A 16,078-nucleotide genomic window follows, 5' to 3' on the forward strand; every position below is an offset into this window, starting at 1 on the left:
CCGGTTCCCGTGGCATCCTTCCGCCGACGGATGTCCTTCGGAGCCCAGGTCAGGGCAAGGTGAGGCGCTCATTCCGCAACCCGTGCGCCCGCAGGAGCTGCGCCACGGCCTCCCGGCTCATCGGCCGGCCCAGCAGGAAGCCCTGCACCTCGTCGCAGGCACGGTGCTGCAGGAAGCGCAACTGCTCCTCGGTCTCCACGCCCTCCGCCGTTACTTCCATGCCCAGGTTGCTGCTCATGGCGAGCACCGCCTCCACGATGGCATGCGCACCGTTCCGCCGGCCGATCGCGTGGACGAAGGAGCGGTCCACCTTGATCCGGTCGAAGGGAAAGCGGTGGAGGTAGCCCAGGCTGGCATAGCCCGTGCCGAAATCGTCGAGCGCGATCCGCACGCCCCGGCGCTTGAGGGCATGGATCGCGTTCAGCGCCTCCTCGGCATCGCCGATCAGCAGCCCCTCGGTGATCTCCAGCTCCAAGCGTTCCGCCGGCAGGCCCGAAAGCTCCAGCGCGCGGTCCACGATGGCCGGCAGGTTGCCGCTGCGAAACTGCGCGGGGGACAGGTTCACCGCCAGCCGCAGCGGCTCCGGCCAGGTCGCGGCCTCGGCGCAGGCCCGCTCCATCACCCAGCGGCCGAGCGGCAGGATCAGCCCGCTTTCCTCCGCCACGGGGATGAAGGTGGCGGGCGGCACCGGCCCGCGCACCGGATGCGTCCAGCGCAGCAGCGCCTCGAAGCCGCGGATCGCGCCGTTCCCGCAGGTCATGATCGGCTGGTAGTGCAGTTCCAGCAGATCGGCCTGCAGGGCCAGCCGCAGGTCCTGTTCCATCTCCCGCCTCTCGCGGAGTTCCACCTCCATGGCGGGCTCGAAGAAGCGCACCGTGCCGCGCCCTTCCGCCTTGGCGCGGTACAGGGCGGTGTCCGCGTTGCGCAGCAGGCTTTCCGGCGTCGCGCCATCCTGCGGATGCAGGGCGATGCCGACGCTGGTGCCGACCTGCGCCATGTTGCCGTCAAGGATGAAGGGCGTGACCAGGCTGCGCACGATCCGGCGGGCCAGGGGCTCCACCCCGTCCCGCGCGGCCGTGCCGCGCCACAGGATCACGAACTCGTCGCCGCCGAGGCGGGACACCGTGTCGTCCGGGCCGACCAGCTCGCCCAGACGCTCCGCCACCTGCCGCAGGAGCTGGTCGCCCGCCGCGTGGCCATAGGTGTCGTTCACCACCTTGAAGCGGTCGAGATCCAGCGCCAGCACCACGAGCTTGCCTTCCCGCCCGCCGGCCTCCCCGATCGCCCGGTCGAGACGCTCATGCAGCAGGAGGCGGTTGGCCAGGCCGGTCAGCGGGTCGTGATGCGCCAGGAAGCGCACCCGCCGCTCCGACAGGGTCTGCTCCGTGACATCGGTGAAGGTCCGTACGAGGCCGCCATTGCCCAGGACCTGGCTGCGGACCTCCAGCACCGTGCCATCCGGGCGCGTGCAGCGGTAGAGCGGCGCCAGCCGCCCGGCGCCCGGGTCCAGCGCGCAGTCCTCCGGCAGGATGTCCCGGACCTGCCCGCCGCGCAGAAAGGCGGACCGCTGCCCTTCCGGCACGCCGAGCAGGCTCATGGCGCGGCGGTTCACCACCGGCATGCGCCCGTCCGGCGCCACCATGACCAGGCCCTGGCTGATGTTCTCGATCGCGTCGGACAATGCCTGCTGGGACCGTGCCCGCTGTCTCCTGCGGCGGATCAGCAGGCCGCCCGTCCCCAGGATCAGCACCGTCAGCACCGCGCCGGAGGACAGGACGCTGCGCCGGTAGGCGTCGTAGCCTTGCAGGATTTCCGCCATGTCGTTGCTGACGGCCACGATCAGGGGAAAGGACCCGACCCGCCGGAAGGCGGCCAGCCGCTCGGCGCCGGTGGCCGGGTTCCGCCCGCGGAGGGTGCCCTGCGGGCGGATCAGCGCCTCCGTCATCAGGTCGCTGCCGGCGATGCTGCTGCCGAGTGCCCCAGCCCCCTCCGGCGCCCGTGCCCGGATGATCCCGTCGAGCCCGGCCAGGGTCACGGTGCCACGGCCGATATCCAGCGTGTCGTAGACCTGGGTCAGCCAATAGGGGTTGAGCGAGATCACCACCACGCCGCCGAAGCGGCCGTCGCCCGTCAGCAGCTTCCGGGTGAACTGCACCGACCAGCGCCCGGATTCGCGCCCCATCACCGGCACGCTGATGAAGAGCTCGTCCTGCTGGGTATCGAGATGCACCCGGAAATGCGCGCGGTCGGACAGGTCCACCCCGTTCTGGACCGCCCCCAGATTGCTGAGCCAGAGCCGCCCCGAAGGGCCGATCACGGCGGTCTGCAGCGACATGTCCTGCTGGAAGCCATGTTCCCGGCGCAGGAAGTCGAGGCTGAAATCGGCCGGGTCGCGCCGGTAGGCCTCGCGGATGAAGAGCAGCCGCTGGTCGATCGCCTCCACCGTCCGGGCAATGATCTGCTGCGCGGCCCCGGCCAGGTTGCCGGCATTGCGTGTCGCGTTGTCCAGGCTCCGCTGGTATTCGCGTTGCAGATGCAGGGCGATGCCGCCCCAGAACAGCAGCAGGATCGCCAGGATCAGGCCCAGATCGGCACCGAACCATGCGGCGACGGACCGGAGCCTTCTCCGGAGGCCGGCCGCGCCGGCGCCCTCGTCACCCGCCGCTGCGGCGTGCGGTGACCGCGGCCGCGCCATCCTACCCTCCCCTGTCATATCGCCTCCGGCCCTGTACGGAACATCCGGCGGATCCTGCTGAAAGCCGCGCGGGGCCGGCGCGCCCATCCGGTCTCTCCCGACGGAACGCGCGGCTCGCTTCTGGAGCGTAGCTTGCAGCCATGAGATGATGAATTGGTTATCAGCACAACCTCGCAAGATCAGGGCACGCCGCCAGCCGGCGCGGTGGCCCCGCCCGGGTGGGGAGCTGACTGGGGAATGGATCACATGACGACGCGACGTGCCCTGATGGCGATGACGCCGCTGCTGGGCCTGGCTACCTTTCCGGCGCGGGCCGAGGCGGCCGAATGGGGCATCGCCACCGAATACCCGGCCACCGCCATGCCGGGCGAGGGAATCGCCTTCTTCGCCGAGACGGCGAACCTGGAGGCGCAAGGCATCCTGCATGTCCGGCCGGCCTTCGATGCGCCGGATGGGCTGCGCTCCGCCAGGATGCCGGGCGCCGTCGCCCAGGGGAAGCCGGAGGCCGCCGATGCCTTCACCGGCGCGCTGGCCGGGCTGGCGCCGATCCTCCAGCTCTCCGCCCTGCCCTTCCTCACCGGCTCCGCGGACGACACGCGCCGCCTGCTGGAAGCGGCGCGCCCCGCCTATGTGAAGGTGCTTTCGGAGCGCGGCCTCACCCTGCTCTATGCCACGCCCTGGCCCGCCACGGGCCTGTGGTCGCGCAGGCCGGTGACCGGCCCCGAATCGCTGAAGGGCCTGCGCGTGCGCACCTATGACGAGTCCGGGACCACGGTGATGCGTGCGGCGGGCGCGGAGCCGTCCCAGATCTCCTTCGCCGACGCCCTGCCGCGGCTGAAATCCGGCGAGATGGACGCGGTTCTGTCCTCGGGCGATGGCGGCGCCGGGGCGCGGCTCTGGGAGATCCTGCCGCATTTCACCGCCATCGACTATGCTTGGCCGCTGAGCCTCGCCTTCTGCAACACGGCGGCCCTGCAACGGCTGCCGGAAGCCGGGCAGGCGGCGGTGGCGCGGGCGGGCAAGGCCACCGAGGCGCGCCAGTTCAAGGCCATCGAGACCCGCATGGCGGAGAACGAGGCGCGGATGCGGACGCATGGGATGACGATCGCCACCTCGCCCGCGTTGCGGGCCGCCCTGGAAGCGGCGGCGGCGCCCGTCCAGGCCGCCTGGGTGCAGCGGGCGGGTCCGGAAGGGGAAGCCATCCTGCGCGCCTATCGCGGCGGCCGCTGAAGGATCGCGGGGCGGCGCCGGACTGCCTTCCGGGCATGAGGGCGGGGCCCTGCGGCGGCCCGGGCGCCATGGCTTGTGAGGCGGTTCCGGAAATGCAACTTTTGGTTGCGTTTCCGGAGTCATCCATGTTCCGCAGCCTCGCGCTCGCCGCGACCCTTGTCGCCGCCGGGTTCCTTTTCGGCCCACAGGCGGCTGCGGCGGTCTCACAGCCCGCCGGCTTGCACCAGGCGCGACCGGTTCCGGAAGGGCTGGTCGAGGTCCGTTCCTATTCGGGGCGTTCCCGCTCCGCCTCGGTCCGTACCCGCAGCCACTACTTCCGGCCCGCCGGCCGGAGCGTCGTCCGCGGCCTGCGCTTCCGGCTGCACTGAAGGGCAGCCAGGCGCAGTGTGCGCCAGATCACAGACAATCGCCCTCGGGACGCCACATTGTAAGGACCATACCGATGCGCAAAGCATCTATCGCGGGAAAGCTGGACCGTGCGTCTCTCCCCTTCTTCGCCTGGGTCACCCGATCACTATGATCGCCTGCGTGCCGCATGTGGCCCCGGCATCGGAGGCTCCGTCCCGGAAGCGCCCCAGGCTTCCCGGGCGCTACGCGGAGCCCGGAAATGGCTTCCGGTCGCCGCCATACTCGGTCTCCTGTTCCTCGCGGCGTATGCCATGGGAAGATCGGAGGACCTTGCTCCCGAGGCCACATGCGCCCTCGCGCAGTCTCACAGCATGCCGTGTCACTGAGGCGCCGCCGTGACATCCGCGAACGGCACAAAACCCATGTGCCCTTCGCCGTACCCAGCGCCTGCTGGGTCCTTCCGCTGACGCTCCGGTAAACCCGATAAGCTTATCGGGGCATGGAGAGATCCAGGGCACCTCCATGCTGGCGCAGGGAGGCCGGGGCCGCCGTCGGCGCCCTCGCCAGCACCCTGCGGACCCGCGTTAGACCGTTGTTCTCGCCAAGCTAACTCCGGTACGACCCGTTGATATCGATGTAGCCATGGGTGAGGTCGCAGGTCCAAACCGTGGCGCTGCCCTCGCCCAGCCCGAGATCCACCTCGATCTCGATCTCCCGGCCCTTCATGTGCGCGACCACCGGGGCCTCGTCATAGCCCGGCACCACGCCGCCCTCGCGCGCCATCCAGGTGCCGCCGACGGCCACGGAAAGCCGGTCACGGTCCGCGGGCTCGCCGGCCTTGCCGACCGCCATGACGATGCGGCCCCAGTTCGCGTCCTCGCCCGCGATGGCGGTCTTCACCAGCGGCGAGTTGGCGATGGCCAGCGCCACCACCTTGGCCGAGGCGTCGGAGACCGCGCCGCGCACCGCCACCTGGATCAGCTTCTGCGCGCCCTCGCCATCCCGCACCACCTGGAGGGCCAGCTCGTGCAGCAGCCCGGCCAGCGCGGCGCGGAAATCGGCCAGGACCTCGCCGCCCTCGGCCGTGACCTCGGGATGCTCCGCCTGGCCGGTGGCGAAGAGCAGCACCGTGTCGGAGGTGGAGGTGTCGCTGTCCACCGTGGTGCGGTTGAAGGAGGTTTCGACCCCGGCCTTCAGCGCCGATTGCAGCGCGGCGGCGGGGATCTTCGCATCCGTCGCCACGAAGCAGAGCATCGTCGCCATGTCCGGCGCGATCATGCCCGAACCCTTGGCGATGCCGGTGATGGTCACCGGGGCACCGCCGATCCGCGCCTGCCGCGTCACCGCCTTGGGGAAGGTGTCGGTGGTCATGATGCCGCGCGCCGCCTCCGCCCAGGCTTCCGGCGAGAGGCCGTCATGCAGGGCCGGCAGGGCGGCGGTCAGCCTTTCGTGCGGCAGCACCTCGCCGATCACGCCGGTGGAGGCCAGGAAGACCTCGGAGGGCGCGCAGCCGACCAGCCTTGCCGCCGCCTCGGCGGAAAGCCGCGCCGCTTCCTCGCCCGCCCGGCCGGTGAAGACATTGGCGTTGCCGGCATTCACCACCACCGCCCGGGCCGTGCCGCCCTCCAGCGCCTTGCGGCACCAGTCCACCGGCGCGCCGGGGCACTTGGAGCTGGTGAAGACGCCCGCCACCGTGGTGCCGGGGGCGAAGACCATCATCATCAGGTCGTCGCGCCCCTTGTAGCGGATGCCCGCCGCCACCGTGCCGAGGCGGACGCCCGCGACGGGCGGCAAGGCGGGCATGGGCACCGCGAGGGGGGAAACCGGAAGGTCCTTGGCCATGGGTGTTCTCGGCGCTCGTGTGATTTCAGTTCTTCTGGGCGGGGGCGGGCGGCGTGGCACCGTCCAGAGGCGAGGGCTGGCGCTGCGGCGTGCCGTCGAGGTTGAAGCGCTCGACCTTGGCGCCGGCCTTGTACTTCTCCAGGGCGGCATTCACGGCTTCCTCGAAAGCCGCTTGGCGCAGCGAGGCGCGCTGCTCCTCGAAGCTCTTGGGCGGCGCGGCGCGGCGCTCCTCGACCTTGATGATGTGCCAGCCGAAGGCCGACTTCACCGGCGCCGGGCTGATCTGGCCGGGCTTCAGCGCGAAGGCGGCCTCGGCGAATTCCGGCACCATGTCGGACTTCTTGAAGAAGCCCAGGTCGCCGCCATTGCCCTTGCCGCTGGGGTCGGTCGAGTATTTCTGCGCGATCGCCGCGAAATCCGCCCCCGGCTTCCTCACCTCGGCCAGGACCTTGTCCGCCTCCTCCTTGCTGGCGACGAGGATATGGCGCGCATGCACCTCCTCCTCGGCCGGCTGGCTCTTCTGCTCGGCCTCGAAGCGCTTGCGCAGCGCCTCGTCGGTCAGGGCGGGGGCCACGTCGCGGCGGATCAGCGCCTGCTGCAGCTCCTGGTCGGTGGCCACGGCGATGCGGTGCTGCACCTCGGGGTCCTTCTCCAGCCCCTGGGCGCGGGCGGCGGCGGCCACCGCCTTCTGCGCGATGAGCTGGTCCACGATCAGCGGGAAGAGCACCTGCGGCGGGGCGTTGCGCGCCTCGGCGGGCAGGTCCTGTGCCGCGTCGCGGACATCGCTGAGGCGGATCTCCTCCCCGTTCACCCGGGCCACCACCGGGTCGGCGGGCTGCTGCGCCGCCTGGGGCGAGGCGGGGGCGGCCGTGGGATTGGGCACCGCCGAGGTCTGGGCCAGGGCCGCGTCAGCCAGGGGTCCGGACAGCAGTCCGAGCGACAGGATCAGAACGGGAAAACGCATCAGACAAGTCCGGTCGAAAAGGGCGCGGCACCATGACGCGCATGCTGCGGGACGGCAAGGCACGCTTCCGTACCGAAACCTCTCGCCGGGGCCACCCTCCGGAGGGGCGGCAACAGGCCGCAACACGCCCGCCCCCACACCGGACCGGCGGGCGGGGCGAGAATCGCCGACGAAGCCCGTCTCCTCGCCTATCCTGCGGCCCGGAGCCGCCCCGGGAAGGGGCGGCCGAGGGAGGAGAAACCATGCCCGACCGGATACCGGTCCCCTGCCCCGCCGTTCCGGCGGACCGAAGCGCCGCCCTGCGCGGGGGCGGCCTCGCCCTGGCCGCTCTGGCCCTGCTCGGCCTCGGCCCGGCCCTGGCCCAACCCGGCCCGATCCAGCCCGCACCCGGTGCCGCGCCCGAGGCCGCGCGCTGCGCCGCGCTGGCGGGGATGCGCCTCGACGACACCAACCTGCTCTCCGCCACCACCGTCCCGGCCGCGGGCGCCATGACGGCAAAGGGCCGGTCACGGAGGCATCGAGCTTCGCCTGCGCCGATCCGTGAAGGCCCGGGAATGCCGCCCCTGGGAGCCCCCCCCTGGGAGCCGCCCCTGGGAGCCGCCCCTGGGAGCCGCCCCTGGGAGCCGCCCCTGGGAAAGGCAGCGCCTTTCCCCCTATCCGCCAGGACCCAGGACACTGCGTGCCCTGGCCCCGACGAGTTGGCGCTTCCTGCGACCGCGGGCGCCGCCAGCGCGGACGGGGTGTCTTTGGCGCCCCGCCGATCCACTGGCCTGGGCTCGGGCGGAAGGCTGGCCTTGCCGTTCCGGGCCAACGCAAGGCGGGGTCCGGGGAGGTCGAAGCACTGCTTCGACAGCTCCCCGGCGGTGGGGGTTCGGGGGCAGGCGGAGCCTCCCCCGGGGGCTGCCACGAAGCGTGGCGCCCGGGGCATCAGACCGCCCGTGCCGCCCGTTCCGGCTGGATCAGCCGCAGCACCAGGTTGGCCACCACCGCTACGGCCAGGTTCAGCGCCAGGGCCAGGATGCCGACATAGAAGGTATAGGTCCCGCCGCCCAGGACCAGGCTGTGCAGCGGCTTCAGCCCGTCGCTCCAGGCCATCCAGGAGCCTCCCACGAAACCGACCGCCCAGCCCAGCAGCAGCGGGCCACCGCGGAACCAGTTGGTGAAGAGGCCGAAGACCACGGCGGGGAAGGTCTGCAGGATCCAGAGCCCGCCCAGGAGCTGGAGGTCCAGCGCGAACTGGGTCGGCAGGAAGAGGATGCAGGCCAGCGCCCCCACCTTCACCACCAGCGAGGTGACCTTGGCCACCTGAGCCTCCCCGGCATGGGTGACCTGGGGGTTCACATAGGCCTTCCAGAAGTTGCGGGTGAAGAGGTTGGCGGCGCCGATGCTCATCACCGCTGCCGGCACCAGCGCGCCGATGGCGATGGCGGCGAAGGCGAAGCCGGCGAACCAGCTGTCGAACAGCGCCTTGAACAGCAGGGGCACCACGGCCGTCGGGGTGGTGGTCACGATCCCCGCCGCATGGGCCATGTAGCCCATCAGGGCGATCAGGCCGAGCAGGATGGTATAGGCCGGCAGCAGCACCGCGTTCTTGCGGATGGTGTTGCCCGAGTTGCTGGCGAAGATGCCGGTGAGCGTGTGGGGATACATGAAGGCCGCCAGGGCCGAGCCCAGCGCCAGCGTGGCATAGGGCAGGTACTGGCTGGGAGCCAGGATCAGGCCGGTGGCGCCCCCCTTGGCCGCGAAGACCCGCTCCGCCGAGGCGAAGACATTGGCATAGCCGCCGAGCTTCATCGGAATGATGGCCACGGCCACGATCACCACGATGTAGATCATGATGTCCTTGACGAAGGCGATCAGCGCCGGCGCCCGCAGCCCCGAGGAATAGGTGTAGAGGGCCAGGATGATGAAGGCGACGGCCAGCGGCACCTCCCCGGTCAGCCCCAGCGCCGCCAGCACCACCTCCATGCCCACGAGCTGGAGGGCGATATAGGGCATGGTGGCGAGCACCCCGGTGATGGCCACCGCCAGCTCCAGGGGCCGGGACTTGTACCGGGCATGCACCACGTCGGCCGCCGTCACATGCCCGCCCGCGGCCGCCACGGCCCAGAGCTTCGGCATGATGGCGAAGACGATCGGATAGACGATGATCGTATAGGGCAGGGCGAAGAAGCCGTAGGCGCCGACCGCATAGACCACGGCCGGCACGGCGATCACCGTATAGGCGGTGTAGAAGTCGCCGCCGACCAGGAACCAGGTGATCCAGGTGCCGAAGGTCCGCCCGCCCAGCCCCCATTCGTCCAGGTGCGCCAGGGTCCTGGGCCGCCGCCAGCGGGCCGCGAAGAACCCCATGGCGGTGACCAGCACGAAGAAGCCGATGAAGACCCAGAGGGCCGTCCAGTCGATGCCGCCGCTCACCGGCCCTCCTCCCGCTTCCGGATGGCGCGGTAGCAGAGCCAGGTGAGGAAGGAGGTGATCGGCACCCAGAGAAGCTGGTACCAGTAGAAGAAGGGGAAGCCGAAGAGTTCCGGCTGCACATGGTTGTAGAACGGAACCCAGAGCAGCCCGGCAAAGGGCAGCAGGAGCAGGACCCACATGAGACGTCGCCTCCGAATCTCCCGTCCTGAGGGACGGGAAGCGACAGGGAGGCTGACCTGTCCTGGCGCCGTCCGGCAATTTTCTTCTTTGTAACAAACAGGCCCGCGCAGGACCGCGCCGATCACCCTTTCGCGCGTGCCCTGCCCCGCCGCCGGCATCGCCGCGCGCGCCGCGCCGCCGCTCCGGCACCGGGCGCGGCCGCCCTGGCGCCACGCTTTTACCCTGGCACGGGGTCGGTGCGCGCCGCCATTTCGTTGACCCCGTACCCGCTCCCCCCTATCTGTCCGGCGGCATACCCGGCGGCCCCTTGCCGCCGGGCCGATGTCGCGCCCGCGGGACCGCTCCTGCCCCCGGGAGCCTGGAGAGACCCGGAAAGCACATGTTCGCACGCCTCGCCCGCGCCATCATCGGTACCTCGAACGACCGCGCCGTGAAGCGCTACCAGGCGCGCGTGCCTGCCATCAACGCGCTGGAACCGCAGGTGGCCGCCCTGACCGACGAGGGGCTGCGCGCCAAGACCCAGGAGTTCCGGGACCGCCTCGCCCAGGGCGAGACGCTGGACGCCCTGTTGCCGGAGGCCTTCGCCGTTTGCCGCGAGGCCAGCAAGCGGGTTCTCGGCATGCGCCATTTCGACGTGCAGCTGATCGGCGGCATGGTGCTGCACGAGGGCCGCATCGCCGAGATGAAGACCGGCGAGGGCAAGACCCTGGTCGCCACCCTGGCCGTCTACCTGAACGCCCTGGCCGGCAAGGGCGTGCATGTGGTGACGGTGAACGACTACCTCGCCCAGCGCGATTCCGGGGAGATGAGCCGGCTCTACGGCTTCCTCGGCCTGTCCACCGGGGTGATCGTCTATGGGCTGAACGACGTCGAGCGCCGCGCCGCCTATGCCTGCGACATCACCTACGGCACCAACAACGAGTTCGGCTTCGACTATCTCCGCGACAACATGAAGTACCGGCTGGACGAGATGGTCCAGCGCGACTTCCATTTCGCCATCGTGGACGAGGTGGACAGCATCCTGATCGACGAGGCCCGCACGCCGCTGATCATCTCCGGCCCCTCGGACGAGAGCTCGGAGCTCTACGGCCAGGTCGATGCGGTGGTCCGCGAGGTGGTGAAGGACAAGTCCACCTACGAGAAGGACGAGAAGCAGCGCACCGTCGTGATGACGGAGGCCGGCACCGAGGCCATGGCCACTGCCCTGACCGAGGCCGGGCTGCTGACCGAGGGCGACCTCTATGACGCCAGCAACATCACCCTGGTCCACCACGTGAACCAGAGCCTGCGCGCCCATGCGCTCTTCGCCCGGGACGTGGACTACATGGTCCGGGGCGGCAAGGTGATCATCATCGACGAGTTCACCGGCCGCGCCATGGAGGGCCGGCGCTATTCCGACGGACTGCACCAGGCGCTGGAGGCCAAGGAGCATGTCGAGGTCCAGCCCGAGAACCAGACCCTGGCCTCGATCACCTTCCAGAACTATTTCCGCCTCTTCCCCAAGCTGGCGGGCATGACCGGCACCGCCTCCACCGAGGCGGACGAGTTCGCCGAGATCTACAAGCTGGAGGTGGTCGAGATCCCGACCAACCTCCCCGTCGCCCGCCGGGACGAGGATGACGAGGTCTACCGTTCCGCCACCGAGAAGTACGAGGCGGTGGCCAACCTGATCGCCGAGTGCCGCGAGCGCGGCCAGCCGGCCCTGGTCGGCACCACCTCGATCGAGAAGTCCGAGCTGCTGAGCGCCCTGCTCAACAAGAAGGGCATCCCGCACCAGGTGCTGAACGCCCGCTACCACGAGCAGGAGGCGGCGATCATCGCCCAGGCCGGCCGGCCGGGCGCGGTGACCATCGCCACGAACATGGCCGGGCGCGGCACCGACATCAAGCTGGGCGGCAATGCCGAGGCCCTGGCCCGCGCCTCCTTCCCCGGCGAGCCGGAGGGGCCGGAATTCGAGGCCCGCATGGCCGAGATCCGGCGCGAGGTCGAGGCCGCCGCCGCGCGGGTGAAGGAAGCCGGCGGCCTGTTCGTGATCGGCACCGAGCGGCACGAGAGCCGCCGCATCGACAACCAGCTCCGTGGCCGCTCCGGCCGCCAGGGCGATCCTGGCGCATCCCGCTTCTTCCTGAGCCTGGAAGACGACCTGATGCGCATCTTCGGCTCCGACCGCATGGGCGGCATGCTCGGCAAGCTCGGGCTGAAGGAAGGCGAGGCCATCGTCCATCCCTGGATCAACAAGGCCCTGGAGAAGGCGCAGAAGAAGGTCGAGACGCGCAACTTCGACATGCGCAAGAACGTGCTGAAGTACGACGACGTGATGAACGACCAGCGCAAGGAGGTCTATTCCCAGCGCCGGTCCTTCATGCAGGCCGCGGACGTCGCCGAGACCGTGGCCGAGATGCGGCGCGAGCTGGTGGACGACATGGTCGCCCGCGCCGTGCCGGAGAATTCCTATCCGGACCAGTGGGACCTGGAGGGGCTGCAGGAGCGTGTCCTGACGCTTCTCGGCCTCGACCTGCCGGTGGCCGAATGGGGCCGCGAGGAAGGCATCGACGAGGCGCATCTGCGCGACCGCATCCAGGAGGCCGCGGACCAGGCCTTCGCCGCCCGGGCCGCCAATATCGGGCCGGAGCGGATGCGGGAGATCGAGAAGTCCCTGTTGCTGATGGTCTTCGACAAGGTGTGGAAGGACCACCTCCTCGCCCTCGACCACCTGCGGCAGGGCATCGGGCTCCGCGCCTATGCGCAGCGCGACCCGCTGAACGAGTACAAGTCCGAGGCCTTCAACCTGTTCAACGGCATGCTCTTCGACCTGCGGGAGGACGTGACCCGCTGGCTGATGCATGTGAACCTGATGCCGGAGCAGCCGCTGCCCACCCCCGAGCCGGTCCAGGTGACGGATGCACGCCAGCCGGCCCCGCCTTCCTTGTTGGAGGGCGGCGCGGCCGAGCCCGCGGCCTTCCCCGGCTATGGCCACGCCACCACCGATGCGGCGGTGCAACTTTCCCCCGGCGTGCGCGCTGACGACCCGTCCACCTGGGACCGGACGCCGCGCAACGCGCCCTGTCCCTGCGGTTCGGGCAAGAAGTACAAGCATTGCCACGGGAAAAGCATCTGAATGGCACGACCGCCGCGAAGCCTGGGCTGCACCCTCGACTACCAGGCCTCCGGGCCGAGCACCTTTGTCTTCGCGGTCCGTCCCTCGGAGGACCCGCCCGCGCGCCAGAAGATCCTGCGGGAAAGCCTGACGCTTTCCACCGGCCAGCCGGGCGAGGAATGGCGCAGCGTGGATGGCATCCGCTGGTTGCGCGTCCTGGCCCCGGCCGGCCTCGTGCAGCTACGCTACGAGGCGGAGGTGCAGGGCGAGCCGGTGGTGCATGACCCGGCAGGGATCACCGAGATGCCGGTCCAGCAGGTGCCGCAGGAGGCGCTGCATTTCCTGCTGCCGAGCCGCTACTGCGAGAGCGACCGGCTCACCGGCTTCGCCCAGGCGCAGTTCGGCGGGCTCGCCCAGGGTCATTCCCGCGTGGCGGCGGTCTGCGACTACATCTATCAGCGCACCGCCTATCAGCGCGGCAGCACCGATGTGCGGACCACGGCGCTGGACGTGCTGACGGATGCCGCGGGGGTGTGCCGCGACTTCGCGCATCTGGGCATCGCCCTCACCCGCGCCCTGGGCATCCCCGCGCGTTTCCTGGCCGCCTATGCGCCGCACCTCCAGCCGCCGGATTTCCACGCCATCTTCGAGGCGCTGCTGATGGGGCCGGAAGGACCGTGCTGGTACGTTTTCGACGCCACGCGGCAGACCGCCCTGGACGGGGTGGCCCGCATCGCCGTGGGGCAGGATGCCTCGCAGGTGGCCTTCTGCTCCATCTGGGGCAATGCCCAGGCCACCGGTATGAAGGTGCGCTGCGACCCGGAGCCGGGTACCACGAAGGAGTGGACCACGGCGGCGGTGTCGGTGTCGCGGGGGTAGGCTTTTCCGTCAGCCCCCGGGCACGTGCCGTGGATTGCGCCAGACCTGCGCTCCGTCCGCCACGGTCATGGCTTCCAGGTTCCTTGCGTTTCGCGAGAAGTTGAAGCGCGAGGGCTGCTCGTGCTCCAGCACCCAACCATGACGCCAGAACATCTCCAGCAGGTCCCCGTCGATCTTCCGCGAGTGGGTACCGATCACCAGCCAGCGCACCTGGGCGTCGAGCGCCTCCAGCGCCGATCTGCAGACATCGGTCTCCAGCCCCTGGATATCCACATGCACCAGGTCCCAGAACGGTTCACGGCCCAGTAGCCCGGTCAACCCCAGCATGGGCAGGTCGATCACCTTGGCATGAGCGTGGCCGCGATAATCCTGGCCATCCGCATCCAAAGGCCGCGAACCATAGTCGGCCGCCGCATCCGCGCTGACAGGCCAGGGGATCGTGCCATCCGCCGTACCGATCGCCGCGTTGATCAGCCGACAGACGGCGGGGTCGACCCCGTTCTGCGCCATGTGCTCCTGCAGGAAGATGTAGCGGCCGGGATCGGCCTCCAGCCCATAGAGCAGGATGTCATCGATGCCACGGCGCCGGGCCGCCGCATGGCCCGCTGCCAGCCATGGCCCGTAGCCCGCACCGATCTCCAGGATGCGGTAGCGGCTGCCAGCGGAGAGGACGCTTTTCAGCAAGCCGAGCCATTCCGGCGCCTCGGCATGGAAATCCGCCTTCAGCGGTACATCGAAAACCTTGCCGTCATGTGGTGCGAAGGTCGGGGAGTAGCGCGTGCTGGTCCGCACCCCCAGGAAATCGCGGATGAAACCTGGTTCGCCTTCTCCCCCGGCATGGGGAAAGCGACCGAACACCCCCATGTCCTGCCGGGACAGCGCCGGATGCGGCTCCACCGCGCGCCGCAGAACGTCGCGCAACCGGTGCTGCGCCTCCTCCGACCGCAGCAGTGCCTTTCCGAAACTGGCGCGGTCCGGATATCCGCACTGCACCTCGATGACGGCTTCCGACTCCGGCGACCGCGCCAGGATCAGTTCATAGGCCGTGATGACGTCGTCGCGGGAGATCAAAGGGTTTCTCCATCAGGGATCATGGCCGGTGCTCCGGTATGCATCGACACCATCAGGCCTTCTCGATCATCCATTTCGGTTCCTCGACCCGTAGCGGCTGCCCAACCTCCGCCGCGAAATCCCGGGCGGCACGGGCCACGCCGGGCCAGGGATGATCGTCACCGATCAGCAGGCCGCCCGGTTCCAGCAGATCCCAGTACATGCGCGCATCGCGCAGGACGGGTTCGTATTCATGCGCGGCATCGATGTGGACCATGCCCGCCCGCAGGCCGAGGCGCTGCAGGATGACCGCGGCATTCTCGGAGGTCTGTGGGACAGGCAGGACGAGGTCCGAGACGCCTTCCGCCACGACGTTGGACAGGAACTGCCAGTACAGCGAGGGCCAGCCATGTTTCAGCCCCAGATCCTCGAAGATCCGGTCCGGCCTGTCGCGGTTCCAGTGCTCGGGGCTGCCGAGGAAGGTGTCCACGGCGATGACCGCGCCATCCAGCCCCAGCGCCTGCATGTGTTTTGCCATGTGGATGGTGGAAGCACCCTTCCAGACACCGACATCAATGACGATGCGCGGCCTGCGTGCGGTGATTTCCCGCGTCAGGGCCGGGTGGTGGCTGTTCCAGCCTTGCAGGTCCTTGCGCAGGGTCGGAGCGAAGCCGGCGTAGATGTCCTCGCCGAACAGGCGCTGCTGGAGTTCGCGCGCCATGGTATGCGGCTTCTCCTCGGACGGCTGCCTGCCAGCGGTTCTGCCGCTTGGGCTGCGCTGCGCATAGCTCCTGCTGAATTCCGCGCTGCCGACGATGCTTCGCACGACGTCCACCGGCTGCAGAGCTTTCTTCTCCAGTGCATCGGTGAAGCTGTGGAAGCCAGCCAGATCAGGCTGCCGGTCCAACAGTCCCCGGTAGAGTGTGTCCACGAAGAGATCGGCGGGAAGGCGCTCTGACGTCACCTTCACACCATTGGAACGGGCCGGATCGCTGAGCTGGGCACGAGTGGCCTCGATCATCGTTGTGGAACGGCATGGAATAGGAACCCTGTTGGAGGGGTGATCGGCGTCCAAACGGGACCCCACTGACGGCGGGGTTCACAGTGGTTCCCGGGATGATCGGGAGCCAGGGCTGGGATGCTGGTCGTGGAGACGGTGGCAAAGATCCGGCGCCTGCACTGGGTGCAGGGCAAGTCGATCAAGGCGATCTGTCGCGAGCTCGGGATTTCGCGAAAGGTGGTCCGGAAGGTTCTGCGGTCCGGGGAGACGGAATTCCGCTACAGCCGGGCGCGGCAGCCGCAGCCCAAGCTGGGACCTTGGCAGGCCGATCTGGAGCGCCTGCTGGAGGCGAACGAGGCGCGGCCGCGGCGCGAG

Annotated in this window: 11 protein-coding genes and 1 pseudogene; 5 read left to right on the top strand and 7 right to left on the bottom strand. The window is 69.8% G+C overall.

Going from position 1 to position 16,078, the window contains the following annotated elements; all coding sequences use genetic code 11:
• Nucleotides 1–49: 49 nt before the first annotated feature.
• Nucleotides 50–2,695: a bifunctional diguanylate cyclase/phosphodiesterase gene (locus BT98_RS24845; protein ID WP_019462754.1), complete on the bottom strand. Its 2,646-nt coding sequence runs from the start codon at nucleotides 2,693–2,695 to the stop codon at nucleotides 50–52.
• A 246-nt stretch (nucleotides 2,696–2,941) separates the two neighbouring features.
• Here BT98_RS24845 and BT98_RS0117080 point away from each other — a divergent pair, with 246 nt between their 5' ends.
• Nucleotides 2,942–3,925: a TRAP transporter substrate-binding protein gene (locus BT98_RS0117080; protein ID WP_019462755.1), complete on the top strand. Its 984-nt coding sequence runs from the start codon at nucleotides 2,942–2,944 to the stop codon at nucleotides 3,923–3,925.
• Between the two features lie 125 nt (nucleotides 3,926–4,050).
• Entirely contained in the window at nucleotides 4,051–4,293 is a 243-nt protein-coding gene (locus BT98_RS0117085) for a hypothetical protein (protein WP_019462756.1), read from the top strand.
• 586 nt (nucleotides 4,294–4,879) lie between these two features.
• Here BT98_RS0117085 and argJ read toward each other — a convergent pair.
• The 4 genes from argJ to BT98_RS0117110 form a co-directional block, all read right to left on the bottom strand.
• Nucleotides 4,880–6,115, bottom strand: coding sequence for a bifunctional glutamate N-acetyltransferase/amino-acid acetyltransferase ArgJ (argJ, locus tag BT98_RS0117090; protein WP_019462757.1), 1,236 nt, complete (start codon nucleotides 6,113–6,115; stop codon nucleotides 4,880–4,882).
• Nucleotides 6,116–6,140: 25 nt separating this feature from the next.
• The gene (locus BT98_RS0117095) at nucleotides 6,141–7,079 is read right to left on the bottom strand and encodes a peptidylprolyl isomerase (protein ID WP_019462758.1); all 939 of its coding nucleotides are present in this window, start codon (nucleotides 7,077–7,079) and stop codon (nucleotides 6,141–6,143) included.
• A gap of 927 nt (nucleotides 7,080–8,006) precedes the next feature.
• Nucleotides 8,007–9,497, bottom strand: coding sequence for a monocarboxylate uptake permease MctP (mctP, locus tag BT98_RS0117105; RefSeq protein WP_019462760.1), 1,491 nt, complete (start codon nucleotides 9,495–9,497; stop codon nucleotides 8,007–8,009).
• Entirely contained in the window at nucleotides 9,494–9,676 is a 183-nt protein-coding gene (locus BT98_RS0117110) for a DUF3311 domain-containing protein (RefSeq protein WP_019462761.1), read from the bottom strand. Before BT98_RS0117110 ends, mctP begins: the two co-directional genes overlap by 4 nt.
• 380 nt (nucleotides 9,677–10,056) lie before the next feature.
• On the opposite strand from BT98_RS0117110, the gene secA reads away from it, so the two are divergent.
• Together secA and BT98_RS0117120 are read left to right on the top strand one after the other, a co-directional pair.
• The gene (gene secA / locus BT98_RS0117115; protein WP_019462762.1) at nucleotides 10,057–12,795 is read left to right on the top strand and encodes a preprotein translocase subunit SecA; all 2,739 of its coding nucleotides are present in this window, start codon (nucleotides 10,057–10,059) and stop codon (nucleotides 12,793–12,795) included.
• Nucleotides 12,796–13,653 carry a transglutaminase-like domain-containing protein gene (locus BT98_RS0117120; protein ID WP_019462763.1) on the top strand — a complete coding sequence of 286 codons (858 nt, stop codon included), beginning with the start codon at nucleotides 12,796–12,798 and terminating at the stop codon, nucleotides 13,651–13,653.
• A gap of 9 nt (nucleotides 13,654–13,662) precedes the next feature.
• Here the strand turns inward: BT98_RS0117120 and BT98_RS0117125 are convergent, their stop codons facing one another.
• Nucleotides 13,663–14,724, bottom strand: coding sequence for a class I SAM-dependent methyltransferase (locus tag BT98_RS0117125; protein ID WP_019462764.1), 1,062 nt, complete (start codon nucleotides 14,722–14,724; stop codon nucleotides 13,663–13,665).
• Between the two features lie 52 nt (nucleotides 14,725–14,776).
• Nucleotides 14,777–15,778: a class I SAM-dependent methyltransferase gene (locus BT98_RS0117130; RefSeq protein ID WP_147292437.1), complete on the bottom strand. Its 1,002-nt coding sequence runs from the start codon at nucleotides 15,776–15,778 to the stop codon at nucleotides 14,777–14,779.
• Between the two features lie 63 nt (nucleotides 15,779–15,841).
• Here BT98_RS0117130 and BT98_RS0117135 point away from each other — a divergent pair.
• Nucleotides 15,842–16,078, top strand: a pseudogene (locus BT98_RS0117135) (IS21 family transposase); the annotation flags it as partial.

It is taken from the genome of Roseomonas mucosa ATCC BAA-692 (genome assembly GCF_000622225.1).
Classification (GTDB): domain Bacteria; phylum Pseudomonadota; class Alphaproteobacteria; order Acetobacterales; family Acetobacteraceae; genus Roseomonas; species Roseomonas mucosa.